The 12,881-nt window shown below is 70.7% G+C and carries 13 protein-coding genes and 1 pseudogene; 8 read left to right on the forward strand and 6 right to left on the reverse strand.

Translation table 11 applies throughout. The features are described from left to right. Positions 1-121 precede the first annotated feature (121 nt). Positions 122-466: a LysM peptidoglycan-binding domain-containing protein gene (locus QM595_RS08865; protein WP_415171184.1), complete on the forward strand. Its 345-nt coding sequence runs from the start codon at positions 122-124 to the stop codon at positions 464-466. Between the two features lie 175 nt (positions 467-641). On the opposite strand, the gene QM595_RS08870 is transcribed toward QM595_RS08865, so the two are convergent. Continuing rightward, positions 642-974: a hypothetical protein gene (locus tag QM595_RS08870; RefSeq protein WP_415171185.1), complete on the reverse strand. Its 333-nt coding sequence runs from the start codon at positions 972-974 to the stop codon at positions 642-644. Positions 975-1,244: 270 nt separating this feature from the next. On the opposite strand from QM595_RS08870, the gene nrdR reads away from it, so the two are divergent. After that, entirely contained in the window at positions 1,245-1,739 is a 495-nt protein-coding gene (gene nrdR, locus QM595_RS08875) for a transcriptional regulator NrdR (protein ID WP_415171186.1), read from the forward strand. A gap of 184 nt (positions 1,740-1,923) precedes the next feature. Continuing rightward, entirely contained in the window at positions 1,924-4,827 is a 2,904-nt protein-coding gene (locus QM595_RS08880) for a vitamin B12-dependent ribonucleotide reductase (protein ID WP_415171187.1), read from the forward strand. Positions 4,828-4,963: 136 nt separating this feature from the next. On the opposite strand, the pseudogene QM595_RS08885 reads toward QM595_RS08880, so the two are convergent. The 4 genes and pseudogenes from QM595_RS08885 to QM595_RS08900 form a co-directional block, all read right to left on the reverse strand. Continuing rightward, positions 4,964-5,101: pseudogene (locus QM595_RS08885) on the reverse strand (IS30 family transposase); the annotation flags it as partial. 39 nt (positions 5,102-5,140) lie between these two features. Next, a complete protein-coding gene (locus tag QM595_RS08890; protein ID WP_415171188.1) occupies positions 5,141-5,410 on the reverse strand; it encodes a hypothetical protein in 270 nt (89 codons plus the stop codon). An 80-nt stretch (positions 5,411-5,490) separates the two neighbouring features. Continuing rightward, complete coding sequence (locus QM595_RS08895) at positions 5,491-6,876, reverse strand: HRDC domain-containing protein (protein ID WP_415171189.1); 1,386 nt, start codon at positions 6,874-6,876, stop codon at positions 5,491-5,493. Next, positions 6,873-7,487, reverse strand: coding sequence for a DUF3000 domain-containing protein (locus QM595_RS08900; RefSeq protein WP_415171190.1), 615 nt, complete (start codon positions 7,485-7,487; stop codon positions 6,873-6,875). Before QM595_RS08900 ends, QM595_RS08895 begins: the two co-directional genes overlap by 4 nt. A gap of 232 nt (positions 7,488-7,719) precedes the next feature. Between QM595_RS08900 and hemE the strand changes: the two genes are divergently transcribed. After that, positions 7,720-8,751: a uroporphyrinogen decarboxylase gene (hemE, locus tag QM595_RS08905; protein ID WP_415171191.1), complete on the forward strand. Its 1,032-nt coding sequence runs from the start codon at positions 7,720-7,722 to the stop codon at positions 8,749-8,751. On the opposite strand, the gene QM595_RS08910 is transcribed toward hemE, so the two are convergent. Continuing rightward, the gene (locus QM595_RS08910; RefSeq protein ID WP_415171192.1) at positions 8,708-9,568 is read right to left on the reverse strand and encodes a DUF4349 domain-containing protein; all 861 of its coding nucleotides are present in this window, start codon (positions 9,566-9,568) and stop codon (positions 8,708-8,710) included. The genes hemE and QM595_RS08910 overlap by 44 nt on opposite strands. A gap of 99 nt (positions 9,569-9,667) precedes the next feature. On the opposite strand from QM595_RS08910, the gene QM595_RS08915 reads away from it, so the two are divergent. The 4 genes from QM595_RS08915 to hemQ all read left to right on the forward strand — a co-directional run bounded on the left by QM595_RS08915 (position 9,668) and on the right by hemQ (position 12,856). Further along, a complete protein-coding gene (locus QM595_RS08915) occupies positions 9,668-10,177 on the forward strand; it encodes an NAD(P)H-dependent oxidoreductase (RefSeq protein WP_415171193.1) in 510 nt (169 codons plus the stop codon). Beyond that, on the forward strand, positions 10,174-10,677 hold the full coding sequence (locus tag QM595_RS08920; RefSeq protein WP_415171194.1) for a flavin reductase family protein: 504 nt from the start codon (positions 10,174-10,176) through the stop codon (positions 10,675-10,677). Before QM595_RS08915 ends, QM595_RS08920 begins: the two co-directional genes overlap by 4 nt. An 81-nt stretch (positions 10,678-10,758) precedes the next feature. Continuing rightward, positions 10,759-12,123: a protoporphyrinogen oxidase gene (gene hemG, locus QM595_RS08925; RefSeq protein ID WP_415171195.1), complete on the forward strand. Its 1,365-nt coding sequence runs from the start codon at positions 10,759-10,761 to the stop codon at positions 12,121-12,123. A gap of 4 nt (positions 12,124-12,127) precedes the next feature. Continuing rightward, positions 12,128-12,856: a hydrogen peroxide-dependent heme synthase gene (hemQ, locus tag QM595_RS08930; RefSeq protein ID WP_415171196.1), complete on the forward strand. Its 729-nt coding sequence runs from the start codon at positions 12,128-12,130 to the stop codon at positions 12,854-12,856. Positions 12,857-12,881 lie beyond the last annotated feature (25 nt).

Raw genomic sequence — 12,881 nt, forward strand, 5'->3', positions numbered from 1 at the left:
TAATCTCGTACACGTGTTCGATCGAACGTCTGATCGAGCGGCCAGGATTGTCGGTGGTCGCCGATAGACATCTCATCGAACTGCAGGAGCCCTACTTCCCCAGGAGCTGACGATGACCACGATGACCTTCTCTTCCGCGGAGATCCGACTGCTCGAGGCCAACGGCTTTCGCCGTCGTCCCGGCGTCCGGCTGACCCGGCGCGGTCGCGCCGCGGTGTTCCTCGCGGGCCTGCTGATCGCCTTGGCTGCGGTGTTCGTGCTGGCCAATGGCTCGGTTGCCACCTCGCACTCTGAGCCGCTGACGACGATCCAGGTCGGGCCGGGCGAGACGCTGTGGGACATCGCCTCCAGCGTCGCCGTCGACGGCCACACCGGCGACATGGTCGAGCACCTCAAGGAGCTCAACCACCTGAGCAACAGCGCCCTCCAGATCGGCCAGGAGCTGCGCGTCCCCTTGGCCGGCTGACCCGTGGTTCCGACAACTGAATAGCGCGTTCCCGCTGGTCGACTCGACCCCGGCCGGTGGAGAACAACGGGGAAGACGAGGGGCGGCAGCCGAGGGAAGACGGCGCCGCCCCTCGCACCATTTCCGTTCTCGGCCGGGATCTCTGAGCGTGTTCGAGGGCTCAGGGGCGCTTGGCTCAGCGTGCCGCGCGCTTGCCACCCCGGGGGCGCGGCGGCTCGGCCGCCTCCCGATCGGGCGAGCCGACCAGGCCCAGCGCTCGGCTGAGCCGGGCCAGCAGCATCAGCGCCACGAAGAGGCAGGCCACGGCGCCGATGCCGGCCAGTCCGAGCAGCCACCAGCCACGCGTGTCGCCGCCGCGGCCGTCGGCGCCGAAGTCGATCGCGGCCCAGACGAGATAGCCCCAGGCGATCAGCGCCAGCGTGATGCCGAGCGCCAGCAACACCAGTCCGGGGCGGAGTCGACGCCGTGGGCGGGCGCCAGCTCGTTTGCCCTTGCCGTGTCCGCTCACGAGGGCCATTGTCGCCGACGACCCCAGCGCTTGCGCGGAACTCACACCGGTCACCTGCGTCCCGCTACTGATGCCGTCGTACCGGCTTGAAGACACGCCGAGATCCTGGCTTGACGTGGCCCGAAGGGCAGGGGTTAGGGTGACCACTACATCTAGTAGTTACAACGATGTAGTTATCCACATCTAGGTGGGAGAACTGCACAGGTCAGACGTGGTTGTGCACACCGACACCACAGCTTGATCCACAGGCGAAGCGAGAGGAGGACCGAGATGCACTGTCCGTACTGCCGGAACACCGACACCAAGGTCCTCGACTCGCGGGTCGCCGAGGACGGTCAGAGCATCCGCCGTCGGCGTCAGTGCCAGGACTGCGAGAAGCGCTTCACGACCGTCGAGCTGATGCAGCTGACGGTGCTCAAGCGCAGCGGCGCCACCGAGCCGTTCAACCGCGAGAAGGCCATCAGCGGCGTCCGGAAGGCCTGCAAGGGCCGCCCGGTCACCGAGGACCAGCTGCAATGCCTCGGTCAGGAGGTCGAGGATGCGCTGCGCAGCGCCGGCTACGCCGAGGTTGCGGCCAACGAGGTCGGCATGACGATCCTCGGGCCGCTGCGCCAGCTCGACGAGGTCGCCTACCTCCGCTTCGCGAGCGTCTACCGACAGTTCGCCAGCGCCGAGGACTTCGAGGAGGAGATCGCGTTGATGCGCACCGAGCGCGCGACGTACGACGCCTCGATCCCGGCCGCCGAGATGCTCAGCTCCGGCTGAGCCCACAGACGGCCCGGGCAGGTTGTGGGGAAGCGACCTGCCCGGGTCCACCATCACGACTCCCTTCCCATCAGACGACCCGCGAGCACCGGCACCTTGAACTGTCGGTGGTTCGCGCAACACTGGCCCTGAGGGGTCGAGACAACCGAGCAGCGGCAACCTCAACAGACGGGACCGAGGAACAATGACGGAGACGGCGAGCGGCGCATCCACCCAGGGCGCGACCGGGCGGGGGCTCGAGATCGAGCGGGTGTTCAGCACCGAGGGCGTGCACCCCTATGACGAGATCACTTGGGAGCGACGCGACGTCGTCCAGACCAACTGGAAGACCGGCGAGACCGTCTTCGAGCAGCGTGGCGTGGAGTTCCCCGACTTCTGGTCGGTCAACGCCTCCACCATCGTCACCACGAAGTACTTCCGCGGTGCCGTCGGCACCGAGCAGCGCGAGTGGAGCCTGAAGCAGCTCATCGACCGGGTCGTCGGGAAGTACGTCGAGGCCGGCGTCGACAACGGCTACTTCGCGACGCTCGACGACGCCGAGACCTTCGAGCGCGAGCTGACCTGGCTGCTGGTCCACCAGCACTTCTCGTTCAACAGCCCGGTCTGGTTCAACGTCGGCACCGAGGCGCCGCAGCAGGTCTCCGCCTGCTTCATCCTCTCCGTCGACGACTCCATGGACTCGATCCTCAACTGGTACAAGGAGGAGGGCTTCATCTTCAAGGGCGGCTCCGGCGCCGGCCTCAACCTGTCCCGCATCCGCTCCTCCAAGGAGCTGCTCTCCTCCGGCGGCACCGCCTCCGGCCCCGTCTCCTTCATGCGTGGTGCCGACGCGAGCGCCGGCACGATCAAGTCCGGTGGCGCCACCCGTCGTGCCGCCAAGATGGTCGTCCTCGACGTGGACCACCCCGACATCGAGGAGTTCATCGAGACCAAGGCGCGCGAGGAGGACAAGATCCGTGCCCTGCGCGACGCCGGCTTCGACATGGATCTCGGCGGCCGTGACATCGCCTCGGTGCAATACCAGAACGCCAACAACTCGGTGCGGGTCTCCGACGAGTTCATGCGCGCCGTGGAGTCGGGCGGTCAGTTCGGGCTGCGTGCGCGCAAGACCGGCGAGGTCATCGAGACCGTCGACGCCCGCGAGCTCTTCCACAAGATCGCGGTGGCGGCGTGGGAGTGCGCCGACCCCGGCCTGCAGTACGACGACACCATCAACGACTGGCACACCAACCCGGAGACCGGCCGGATCACCGGCTCCAACCCCTGCTCGGAATACATGTCGCTCGACAACTCCTCCTGCAACCTGGCCAGCCTCAACCTGATGAAGTTCCTGCGCGACGACAACACCTTCGACGTCGTCCGCTTCCAGCAGGCCTGCGAGCTGGTCTTCACCGCCATGGACATCTCCATCTGCTTCGCCGACTTCCCGACCGAGAAGATCGGCCAGACCACCCGCGACTACCGTCAGCTCGGCATCGGCTACGCCAACCTCGGTGCCCTGCTGATGGCGCTCGGCCTGGGCTACGACACCGAGGGCGGCCGCTCGCTCGCCGCCGCCATCACCTCGCTGATGACCGGTGCCGGCTACAAGCGCTCGGCCGAGCTCGCCGGCGTCGTCGGCCCCTACGCCGGCTACGCCCGCAACGCCGAGGCCCACCAGCGGGTGATGCGCAAGCACCAGGCCGCCAACGACCACATCCGCTCGATCAACCCGGTCGACGCGCCGGTCGTCAAGGCCGCCGAGAAGGCCTGGGCCGACGTCATCGAGACCGGCAAGGCCAACGGCTTCCGCAACGCCCAGGCCTCGCTGCTCGCCCCGACCGGCACCATCGGCTTCATGATGGACTGCGACACCACTGGCATCGAGCCCGACTTCTCGCTGGTGAAGTTCAAGAAGCTCGTCGGCGGCGGCTCGATGCAGATCGTCAACAACACCGTGCCGCGAGCGCTGAAGAAGCTGGGCTACCACCCGGAGCAGATCGAGTCGATCGTCGCCTATATCGCCGAGCACGGCCACGTCATCGACGCCCCCGGCCTCAGAGGAGAGCACTACGAGGTCTTCGACACCGCCATGGGCGCCCGCGCGCTGGCCCCGATGGGTCACGTCCGGATGATGGCCGCAGTGCAGCCCTTCCTGTCGGGTGCGATCTCCAAGACCGTCAACCTGCCCGAGACCGCGACGGTCGAGGAGATCGAGGACGTCTACCTGGAGTCCTGGAAGCTCGGCCTGAAGGCCACCGCGATCTACCGCGACAACTGCAAGGTCGGTCAGCCGCTCTCCGACGCCAAGTCGAAGACCTCGGACAAGGCGGTCGAGGCCACCCCCGAAGCCGCTGCCGAGGTGGTCGAGAAGGTCGTGGAGAAGGTCGTCTACGCGCCGACCCGCAAGCGACTGCCGAAGTCGCGGGCCGCTCTCACCACCTCCTTCACGGTCGGCGGCGCCGAGGGCTACATGACCTCAGGCGCCCACGAGGACGGCTCGCTCGGCGAGATCTTCCTCAAGCTCGGCAAGCAGGGCTCCACGCTGGCAGGCGTCATGGACGCCTTCTCGATCGCGGTCTCGATCGGCCTGCAGTACGGCGTCCCCCTGGAGACCTACGTCTCGAAGTTCACCAACCTGGCCTTCGAGCCCGCCGGCCTCACCGACGACCCCGACGTGCGGATGTCGAAGTCGCTGATGGACTACGTCTTCCGCCGGCTGGCGCTGGACTACCTCTCCTTCGAGCAGCGCTCCGCCCTGGGCATCTACTCCGCCGAGGAGCGTCAGCGCTACCTCGAGACCGGCTCCTACGACGCCCCGGTCTCCGGCTCCGCTGCCGAGGTGGTCGGCTCCACCGCCGCCCCGGACGCCCCGATCATCGACCTGGTCGCGGCCCCGGTCGAGCAGGCTGAGCCGGTCGCCGCCGCCGCGCCGGTTGCCGAGGTCGCGCCGGAGAAGAAGGAGGCCCACACCACGGCCGAGCTCCTCGAGCTCATCAGCGGCACCGCCGTCGACAGCCCGCTCTGCTTCACCTGCGGCACCAAGATGCGCCCCGCCGGCTCCTGCTACGTCTGCGAGGGCTGCGGCAGCACCTCCGGCTGCAGCTGAGCCCGTCCGCTGTTGCATCTGATGCAACATGAGCGATGTGCGGAGCCAGCGCCTGAAGTTCCGGCACAGAGGGGTCAGCGACGTCTGTCGGTCGGCGAGTCGTCGGGTATAGCGGATGGCGCGGTACTGGGCGAGTTCAACCGGTCGTTGCAACACCGGGTTGTTGAAGCGAGCGTAGCTGCTCGGCGAACACCTCGGCCGGGGTTCGCCAGTCGAGGATCTTCCGGGGCCGGTTGTTGAGCGCGAGGGCGACGGCTTCGAGGTCCTCGTGGCTATCCAATGCGAATTGTCAGTGTTCGCTCAAGTCGGCTATTCACGACGACGGTCGCCAGATCTCATAGCGAGGGCCGTCGGAGGCCGGGCGCGCAGTCGGGGCGTCATGTGAACGCTCACCGGCACGGGGAAGTCCACCCCCATCGGCGACGCACACGGTCAGCCCGTACTTTCGGCCTTCCTTCGCGATCGCGTCGAAAGCGTTCAGTCGAGTGTTGGCGAACTCGTCGCCGACGGTGACGTCGAAGAACTGGTGTGCTTCGTCGATCGCGACCACCAGCGGAATGGTGCGGAACTCAGTTCGCGCCACCAGTGCCGCCCGGCTGATGAGGCCGTTGGTGACTTGGCCTCATCACCATGGCCTCATCTACCTAGCTGGAGAACCCGGGCTCAGCTCTCGCCGTCGCCAGGGTCCTCGGCACTGGGGTAGTCGGCGCCAGCGCCCTCGTCTGCCGGCGCGTGCGGCTGGTCTGCCTCCAGGATGGCGGCGGTGATCAGCGGCGCCGTCAGCGACAGCTGCCAGCTCCGCGCGCCGTACGACGACAGCTGCTCGGCGACCCGGTCCAGCAGTTCGCCGGGCTGGCGGGTGCGCGGCGGCGCCCACAGCACCCGGCGCAGCGAGTCGGGGGTGAGCAGGTTCTCGAGCGGCATGTGCTGGCGCTCGGCCAGCTCGGCCATGGCGTCACGGGCGATCGCCAGCCGGCGCGCCGCAACTGGGTCGCGGTCGGCCCAGGCCCGCGGCGGGGGCGGGCCGTCACCGCGCGGGGCCCGGGCAGGCAGCTCCTCCTCGGCCATCGCGGCGACGCGCTGCAACGCGGCCACCCACTGTCGGGAGTAGCGCTCGGCGCCCCGCCCGTGGAACCCCTTGAGCGCCAGCAGCGCGGCCCGGTCGGTGGGCAGCTCGGCGGCCGCCGCCACGATCGCCGAGTCCGGCAGGATCCGGCCCGGGGTCACGTCGCGGTCGCGGGCGATCTGGTCGCGGGTCTCCCACAGCTCCTTGACCGCGCCGAGACCGCGCCGGCTCCGGAGCCGGTGCGTGCCCGACGTACGACGCCACGCGTCCACCCGCTCCGGCGGCTCGAAGCTCCGCAGGTGCTCGAACTCCTGGCGGGCCCACTCGTCCTTGCCGGCGGCCGCCAGCTCGGCGGCCAGCACCTCACGCAGCTCGACCAGGACCTCGACGTCGAGCGCGGCGTACTCCAGCCACGACTCCGGCAGCGGCCGCGTCGACCAGTCGGCGGCCGAGTGCTCCTTGAGCATCCCGTAGCCCAGCAGGGTCTCGACCAGCGTGGCCAGGCCGACGCGCGGATAGCCCAGCAGCCGGCCGGCCAGCTCGGTGTCGAACAGTGCGCTCGGTCGCAGCCCGAGCGCGGCGAGGCAGGGCAGGTCCTGGGTGGCGGCGTGGAGAATCCACTCGGTGCCCCGCAGGGCTTCGGCCAGCGGGGCGAGGGTGCTGAGGCCGATCGGGTCGATCAGCCAGGTGCCGGCGCCCTCGCGGCGCAGTTGGACGAGGTAGGCGCGGTTGGAGTAGCGGTAGCCGGAGGCCCGCTCGGCGTCGATGCCGACCGGACCGGTCGCGGCGGCGATCGCCGCGGCGGCCGAGCGCAGCCCCTCGTCGGTGTCGATGACCCGGGGCAGCCCGTCGCGCAGCGTCAGCAGCGGAGCGGGGGGCTGGTCGGCCGCCGCGGTCTGGTCCTTGGTCTGGCCCGGGGCCTGATCCGCAGGCTGATCCGAGGTGGGGTCCGAGGTCTTGCCCGAGATGCGCCGAGCCGTCATGAGCCGCGCTGGCCGCGGCGGCTGGGGATGACGGCGACCCCTTCCGGAACCGGCGGAAGCCCCGCCGCGGTGCACAGCAGCTCGCCCCAGGCCTCCGTATGGGGCCGGATGGCGGTGCCGACCGGGCTCCAGGACGCCCGGATCTCGATCTGCGCGCTGCCTGGCTCCTCGGACATGCCGCCGAAGCTCTCGGTCGCGACCCGGGTCACGGTGCCGGAGGCGGCGGTGTAGGACGCGCCATGCGCGTCGAGGGCCTCGGTCAGCCACGACCAGCCGACCTCGCCGAGCATCTGGTCGGTGATCATCTCGACCTCGATCTCGGCGCGGGCGTAGGCGACGCAGCGGAAGGTGGCCCCGCCCCAGGCGTCGTTGCCTTCTGGATCGTGGAGCAGGATCAGCCGGCCGGTGGCCACGTCGGTGCCCTCGACGGTGACGTCGGCGGAGAGCGCGCTGGCGTAGGGCGCGATCCGCTGCGGCGCCGGCATCTCCTCGCAGAACACCTCGGGCCGGAGGATGGCCTCGTGCATACCGGCAACCGCCGCGCGGAACTCCGGCGGCTCGCCACTGTCGGACGCACCCGTACCCGGGCGCGTCTCCTGCCGCACCACCATGCTGCCAGCCTAGGCCGAGGTCCCGCCGACGGTCCGTTCCCACGCCGAGTCGGCAGAAGTGCTGGTCTCAGGACCGCCGGGTCGGCACAAGTGCAGGCGCTGTCCACAACGCCTGTGGATGACCTCCTGCACTTCTGCCGACTCGGGCCCTGCTGGACCCGCACTTCTGCCGACTCGGGCCCTGCTGGACCCGCACTTCTGCCGACTCGGCGCGGGGTGGGAGCATCGGGGGGTGACATCCAGGCTGAGCGAGAGCGCGTTCCTCAAGGCGGCCCGTGGCGAGCGGCCCGACCACACCCCGGTCTGGTTCATGCGGCAGGCCGGCCGCTCGCTCCCGGAGTACCTCAAGGTCCGCGAGGGCGTCGCCATGCTCGACTCCTGCCTCGACGCCGACCTGGTCACCGAGATCACCCTGCAACCGGTACGGCGCTACGGGGTCGATGCGGCGATCTTCTTCTCCGACATCGTGCTGCCGCTCAAGGCCGTCGGCGTGGACCTCGACATCAAGCCGGGCGTCGGTCCGGTCGTCGCCCGGCCGGTGCGCTCGCTGGCCGATGTCGCGGCGATCCCCGACCTGACGCCCGATGCGATCCCGATGATCACGCGAGGGGTGCGGCAGATTGTCGCCGAGCTGGACTCGACCCCGCTGATCGGCTTCGCCGGCGCCCCGTTCACGGTGGCGTCGTACCTCGTCGAGGGCGGGCCGTCGAAGGACTACGCGCAGACCAAGGCACTGATGTACGGCGCCCCGGACGTCTGGCACGCCCTGCTGACCAAGATCGCCGGCATCTCGGCGACCTTCCTCCAGGTGCAGGTCGAGGCCGGCGCCTCGGCCGTGCAGCTGTTCGACTCCTGGGCCGGCGCCGTCGACCCGGCCGACTACGAGCGGTTCGTGTTGCCCTACTCGCGCTCGGTGCTCGATCGCGTGGCGGGGGTCCCCAAGATCCACTTCGGCGTCAACAGCGCCATGCTGCTGCCGCTGATGGCCTCCGCCGGCGCCGATGTGGTCGGCATCGACTGGCGCACCCCGCTCGACTACGGCATCGACGCGGTCGGGCCCGCCGTCGCCGTGCAGGGCAACCTCGACCCGGCCCTGGTCTTCGCACCGACCGAGGTGATGCTGGAGCGGGCCGGCCGGATCATCGAGACCGGTCGCCGCGCCCGCGGGCACATCTTCAACCTCGGCCACGGCGTCATCCCCAGCACCGACCCCGACCAGCTCAAGCGGCTGACCGAGTTCGTGCAGTCCTACCCGCTCGCCTGAGCACCAGCCACGCCGGCGCCCCGAGGACCACCAGCACCGGCAGCCAGGGCAGCAGCACCCCCGCGACCGTGGCGCCCGCGGTGCCGAAGGCGGTCAGTGCGTCCCAGCCGGACGACAGGCCGGCCAGGAAGCCGGTCTTCCTCTCGGCCTTGGCGAGCGAGGTCCGCGAGATGTCGACGGTGATGGTCGACATCGAGGTCTGGTCGGCGAGGTAGGCCTGCTGGCCGAGCAGCGAGTTGAGGTCGGCCTCCCGCTGGGTGATCTCGGACTCGATCCGCAAGATGTCGGAGATCTTGGTCGCCGACCCCAGCAGGGTGCGCATCCGGTCGAGCGAGGCGCGCATCGCCGCGACCCGTTCGTCGACGTCGGTGACCTGGGTGGTCACGTCCGTGGACTGGGTGGTCGACGCGACCAGATCGGCGACCCTCTCGAGATCCTGACGCGCCTGGTCGTACGACGCGGCGGGGATGCGCAGCACCAGCCGGGCGTGGTCGACCCGGCCGTCCTCGTCGGTGCTGGCGTCCTCGTCGCCGAGGTGGCCGCGGTACTGGTCGGCGATCCGCTGCACGTCGTCGCGCGCGGCGCGCACGTCGTCGGCGCGCAGTGAGACGGTGCCGGTCGAGATGACCTTCGCCTTCTCGACGGTGGCGACGGCGCCGGCCGCCGAGCCCGCCGCGGCAGCGGCCAGGCCGGAGGCGGCGGAGCTGGCGTCGCTGCCGGCACGGTCGCTGGAGCAGGCGGACAGCCCGAGGGCCAGCGCCGCGATCAGGCAGGGGAGTACGGCGGCAGCGGCCGCCCGGTGCAGGTGGCGAGTCATGCCCCTTCGACGCGGCGTGCGGCGAGCCGGTTCCCCGATCGCGTTTAGTAGTAAGTCAACTGATATGATCAACAAACCCCTTGAATCAGGAGGAGCCACGTGCCCGACCACATCACCGTCGCCGTCGTCGTCGGCAACCCCAAGCCCGCCAGCAGGACCCTCGCCGCGGCGACGTACCTCGCTCGTGAGCTGACCGGTGCCGAGCCCGACCTGGTCGTCGACCTGGCGACGCTGGGGACCGCGATCCTCGACTGGGCCGCCGAGGGCGTCGCCACGCTCGTGAAGGAGGTGGGGGAGGCGGACCTGGTCGTGTTCGCGAGCCCGACCTACAAGGGCGCCTACACCGGCCTGCTCAAGCTCTTCCTCGACCGGTTCGCCGGCGGCACCGGGCTGTCCGGAGTCGCGGTGCCGCTGATGCTCGGCGGCAGCCCGGCGCACGCGCTCGCGCCGGAGCTGGCGCTGCGGCCGGTGCTGACCGAGATCGGCGCGACCGTGCCCGGCCGCGGGCTCTATGTCATCGACTCCGCCCACGACGACCCGGAGGCCTACGCCGGCTGGCTGGCCGCCACCAAGCCGATCGTCACGACCCTGCTGGGAGCCCGCGCATGACGACCCTGCACACCAACCAGGACCTCGATCCCGCCAGGCTGCGCAAGGCGTTCGGCATCTTCCCGACCGGCGTGGTCGCGGTCGCCGCCGAGGTCGATGGCCAGCTCACCGGCCTGGCGGCCAGCTCGTTCACCAGCGTCAGCCTGGACCCACCGCTGGTCTCCTTCTCGGTCGCCACCACCTCCAAGACCTGGCCCGACCTGCGGCGCGCCTCCCACCTCGGCGTCACCATCCTCGCCGACCACCACGGCGACGTCTGCCGCCAGCTGGCCGGCCCGGTGGCGAGCCGCTTCGAGGGCGTCGCGGTGAAGGCCTCGGACGAGGGTGCGGTCACCCTCGACGAGGGTCTGGCCCACTTCGACTGCACCATCTACCGGGAGGTGGAGGCGGGCGACCACCTGATCGTGCTGCTGCGGCTCCACGGGGTGGAGCACCCCGAGACCGGCAGCCCGCTGATCTTCCACCGCAGCGGATTCGGCCGACTGGCCGAGTCCGCCTGAAGACCCCTCACGTGGCGGCGCCTCGCACCCAGGTCGCCGCCGCGTGAGGCCCGCGCGCACCGGTCTGGGAGACTGGCAGGCGTGAGGGCAGTCGTCGTCGGAGCCGGCATCGCGGGGCTCGCGACCGCCCACTTCCTCGAGCGGTCCGGCCACGAGGTCGTCGTACTCGAGGCGTCGGAGCGGATCGGCGGCAAGCTCCGCCGGGCCGCGGTCGCCGACGTGATGGTCGACGTCGGAGCCGAGGCGATGCTCGCCCGCCGGCCCGAGGGCACCGACCTCGCCCGCGAGCTCGGCCTGCCGATCGTCCATCCGACCGCGGCCACCTCCAGGCTGTGGGTCGACGGCGCGCTGCGACCGCTGCCGCCCTCGCTGATGGGTGCCCCGACCGACCTGGACGCGCTCGCCGCCTCCGGGGTGCTGACCGCCGAGGGCATGACACGAGCCCGGGCCGAGGCGCAACGGCCCGCTCCGGAGCCGCTCGGCCAGGGTGACACCAGCGTCGGCCACCTGATCGACCAGCGGTTCGGTTCCGAGGTCACCGACCGCCTCGTCGAGCCCCTGCTCGGCGGCGTGTACGCCGGCCGCGCCCGCGAGATCTCCGTCAAGGCCGCCGTGCCACAGCTGGCTGCCTTCCTCGACGACGGCCCGCTGACCCCCCGGCTCGCCGCCATGCCGCGGTCGAGCGGCGCCCCGGTCTTCGCCGGCATCGAGGGCGGCATCGGACTGCTGCCCGAGACGCTCGCCGCCGGGCTCGACGTCCGCACCGGCACCTCGGTGGTGCGGGTGGCGGGGATCGGCGCCCTCGGCGAGTTGGGCGTCTTCCTGGCCGACGGCGCCTACCTGGAGGCCGACGCCGTCGTACTGGCGACGCCGGCCCACGCGACCGCCGGCATCCTGGCCGGCAACGCCCAGCACGGCCGCGGCCAGGACCTCGCCTGGATCGACCACGCCTGCGTCGCGGTGATCACCCACGCCTTCCGGATCGAGGACTGGCCCGGCGACGACGACACCAGCGGCTTCCTGGTGCCTCCCGACCAGCACCGTCGGATCAAGGCCTCGACGTTCTCCTTCGCCAAGTGGGACTGGGTCCGCGCCGCCGGCGCGGCCAAGGGGGTGCTGCACCTGCGCACCAGCATCGGCCGGCACCGCGAGGACCACGCCCTCGACTTCACCGACAACGAGTTGATCGCGCAGTCGCTGGCCGACCTGCGCGAGGCGGTCGGCCTCACCGCGGCTCCCGTCGACACCCATGTCCAGCGGTGGCCGCTCGCGCTGCCGCAGTACGCCGTGGGCCACCTCGGCCGGATCGCGGCGGTGCGGGAGCAGGTGGCGCGGGTGCCCGGGCTGGCACTGGCCGGGGCGGCGTACGACGGCGTGGGCATCCCCGCCGTGATCGCCTCGGCTCGCCGGGCCGCCGAGGAGGCCACCTGGCGGATGGAAGGATAGGACCATGTCGAACGACCCCCAGGCGCACCTCAAGAGCAACGCCGCGCGCATCAACGAGCTCAACGCGACGATCCGCTACACCATGTGGTCGGTCTTCCGGCTGGAGCGTCCCCTGGGAGAGGACGACCTGATCCGCAAGACCGAGGCCGGCGAGCTCGACGAGCTGCTGGCGAGCCTGGCCGGCGAGGACATCGTCCTGCGCGGCATCTACGACGTGGCCGGGCTGCGCGCCGACGCCGACCTGATGCTCTGGCTGCACGCCGACTCCTCCGACAAGCTGCAGAGCGCCTACCACCGGATCCGTCGTACTGCCTTCGGCTCCCGGCTGGCGCCGGTGTGGAGCCAGATGGCGCTGCACCGTCCGGCGGAGTTCAACCGCAGCCACCTGCCGGCCTTCCTGGCCGAGGAGGAGGCGCACGCCTATGTCGCCGTCTACCCGTTCGTCCGCTCCTACGAGTGGTATCTCCTCGAGGAGGGCGAGCGTCGCCGGCTGCTGGCCGAGCACGGCCGGATGGGCCGCGACTACCCCGACGTCCGCGCCAACACCGTGCCCTCCTTCGCCCTGGGCGACTACGAGTGGATCCTCGCCTTCGAGGCCGACGACCTCGACCGGATCGTCGACCTGATGCGCCACCTGCGCAGCAGCGAGACCCGCCGCCACGTGCGCGAGGAGGTGCCCTTCTACACCGGCGCCCGGGTCGGCGTCGCCGAGCTGGTCGACCGGCTGCCCTGAGAGCGCGTTTGAGAACTCGGCGCCG

This window comes from Nocardioides sp. (assembly GCF_047607185.1).
GTDB lineage: Bacteria > Actinomycetota > Actinomycetes > Propionibacteriales > Nocardioidaceae > Nocardioides.

Coding starts and splice junctions, on each gene's coding strand:
- QM595_RS08865 (WP_415171184.1), top strand. CDS start 122: ATGACCTTCTCTTCCGCGGAGATCCGACTGCTCGAGGCCAACGGCTTT.
- nrdR (WP_415171186.1), top strand. CDS start 1,245: ATGCACTGTCCGTACTGCCGGAACACCGACACCAAGGTCCTCGACTCG.
- QM595_RS08880 (WP_415171187.1), top strand. CDS start 1,924: ATGACGGAGACGGCGAGCGGCGCATCCACCCAGGGCGCGACCGGGCGG.
- QM595_RS08895 (WP_415171189.1), bottom strand. CDS start 6,876: ATGACGGCTCGGCGCATCTCGGGCAAGACCTCGGACCCCACCTCGGAT.
- QM595_RS08900 (WP_415171190.1), bottom strand. CDS start 7,487: ATGGTGGTGCGGCAGGAGACGCGCCCGGGTACGGGTGCGTCCGACAGT.
- QM595_RS08910 (WP_415171192.1), bottom strand. CDS start 9,568: ATGACTCGCCACCTGCACCGGGCGGCCGCTGCCGCCGTACTCCCCTGC.
- QM595_RS08920 (WP_415171194.1), top strand. CDS start 10,174: ATGACGACCCTGCACACCAACCAGGACCTCGATCCCGCCAGGCTGCGC.
- hemQ (WP_415171196.1), top strand. CDS start 12,128: ATGTCGAACGACCCCCAGGCGCACCTCAAGAGCAACGCCGCGCGCATC.